The organism is Flavobacterium aurantiibacter, assembly GCF_002251775.1.
GTDB classification, from domain to species: domain Bacteria; phylum Bacteroidota; class Bacteroidia; order Flavobacteriales; family Flavobacteriaceae; genus Flavobacterium; species Flavobacterium aurantiibacter.
The window spans coordinates 1-1772 of the sequence record NZ_NOXX01000018.1 but is presented as its reverse complement, the minus strand read 5'-3'; the positions used below and the strand labels follow the sequence as shown (position 1 = coordinate 1772).

The 1772-nt window shown below is 35.4% G+C and carries 3 protein-coding genes; all 3 read left to right on the top strand.

The genetic code is table 11. The annotated features are described in order from the left end of the window. Positions 1-294: 294 nt before the first annotated feature. From CHX27_RS00160 to CHX27_RS00150, 3 genes are read left to right on the top strand one after another with little or no spacing between them, the layout of a single operon-like run. Positions 295-816 carry a hypothetical protein gene (locus tag CHX27_RS00160; protein ID WP_094484777.1) on the top strand — a complete coding sequence of 174 codons (522 nt, stop codon included), beginning with the start codon at positions 295-297 and terminating at the stop codon, positions 814-816. A 12-nt stretch (positions 817-828) separates the two neighbouring features. Next, positions 829-1221 carry a helix-turn-helix domain-containing protein gene (locus CHX27_RS00155; RefSeq protein ID WP_094484776.1) on the top strand — a complete coding sequence of 131 codons (393 nt, stop codon included), beginning with the start codon at positions 829-831 and terminating at the stop codon, positions 1219-1221. Beyond that, positions 1211-1654, top strand: a complete 444-nt coding sequence (locus CHX27_RS00150) for a hypothetical protein (protein ID WP_094484775.1) — start codon at positions 1211-1213, stop codon at positions 1652-1654. Before CHX27_RS00155 ends, CHX27_RS00150 begins: the two co-directional genes overlap by 11 nt. The last annotated feature ends 118 nt before the right edge of the window (positions 1655-1772 follow it).

Here is a 1772-nt window from a genome sequence, read left to right as displayed (position 1 = left end):
TGCAGTGAAAGGCGTGACGGTGCGGCGCGACAAATTTCCAGCAAATGTTTGCCGCAGCGGATTGCCCAAAAGATGAAAATAAATTGCCGATTTCAAATCTGCGCGCTCAGTGGAAGTCTTACCACTCGTTAAAATGCCTTTGATTAAAATTCTTCGATTGTATCTCACGTACAGTAAACTGTTTTAAAGAAACAAATAGTATTCTTAAATTTGAGACAACAGACACTAATTGAGATAGCACAATCTTATAAAATACACTTAAAAGTGTATTATTTGTTTTAAACTCAGAATAAAGTGAATATATTTGCTCTGGAAATATGGGATGATGAAGCTGCCAAATGCACTTTTTACACTGTAAAAAAGGATGGTGCTGATGCCAATGAAACGGATTTGTTTTTTGAAAAATATGATGCAATAGCAGAATATAAACAAGCAAATCAAGACTTGTTAGCGTTTATACTGTTGGCCATTGGTAATGATCACGGCGCAATTGACGAATTATTTAATAGAGATGAAAATGAAGTTAAGGGATTGCCTGTTCAAGGTAAAAGAACAATCGAAAATATTACCTACTATTTTCCGAGATTTCCTTTGCGTCTATATGCTTTAAAAGTGACAAACAATATTGTTATTCTTTTCAATGGCGGTATCAAAGATGGTCCAACAAATCAAACAAGTTCATTGCATTTAGAATGGAGAGCAGCATGCGAATTTGCAAAACGAATTAATGAAGCCTTGCGTGATGGTACAATACTAGTGAATGAAAAATCTAGAAAACTTAGTAATTATGATGGTTCAAACGAAATCATCCTCTAAAAACCCAAATCGATGAGAAGTAAAGTAGCACAAAGAATTTTAGCGGAAACACCCGAAGAAACAAAAATATTCGCCAGAATGTATGCCGATATCGTGGTTCGAGTAAATGAATTGCTAAAAGCAAAAGGATTAAGTCAAAAAAATTTGGCCAATAAATTAGATAAAAGCCCTTCGGAAGTGAACAAATGGTTAGTTGGAGAACACAATTTTACGCTACGATCTTTAGCCAAATTGGAAGCAGAACTTGGGGAGCCAATAATAACTGTTCCGCAAGGAAAGCCAATGGGTGCTGCCGGGTATGTAACTTTGTACAGAAATAATACAGGAAGTAAAGCTGTACCTTATACCAGTGCTTGGAAAAAATCGAAATCAAACAAAAGAACAGCCTTAGCCAATGTCAGCTAATTTATTGAAACCTGAAAAAATCGAAATTGTTGATTTTAAAATCACTAAAGGACAAATTAATAGTCCGTTCGATTTCAAAGAAGAAACTGTAGAAGGACATAATTTTAACGTAAACTTTGATTTGGGTTTTAACGTTCCGGATAAGTTGATCAAAGCTGATTTCTCGGTGACTGTTGAAACCAAAAGTAAAAAGCAAGATTTTGAAGAGGCTATTGGTACTTTCAGTTTCGTTTATGTTTTTTATGTGGATAATATGGAAGAGTTAACTAAACTAGAACCAGATAATACAGTAACAATAAATCCTGCGCTTGGTAATGCCTTAGCGGCTATAACCTATTCAACATCAAGAGGAATATTGATGACCCGTTTTCAAGGCACAGCTTTAAGTAATTTCATTTTACCAATTATCAATCCTGCTAAATTGCTGGAATAAACTCAATAATACCATTTCGCGTATTTCCAACCCGCACAATCCGCTTTACAAAACGTACAATATCGTTTATGCGACGACACGTTTTGCACCTTCCCCGCAATAACGACTGCAACGGAAA

Excerpts from the sequence above, each read along its gene's own strand:
- CHX27_RS00155 (WP_094484776.1), top strand. The coding sequence starts at position 829 with ATGAGAAGTAAAGTAGCACAAAGAATTTTAGCGGAAACACCCGAAGAA.
- CHX27_RS00150 (WP_094484775.1), top strand. The coding sequence starts at position 1,211 with ATGTCAGCTAATTTATTGAAACCTGAAAAAATCGAAATTGTTGATTTT.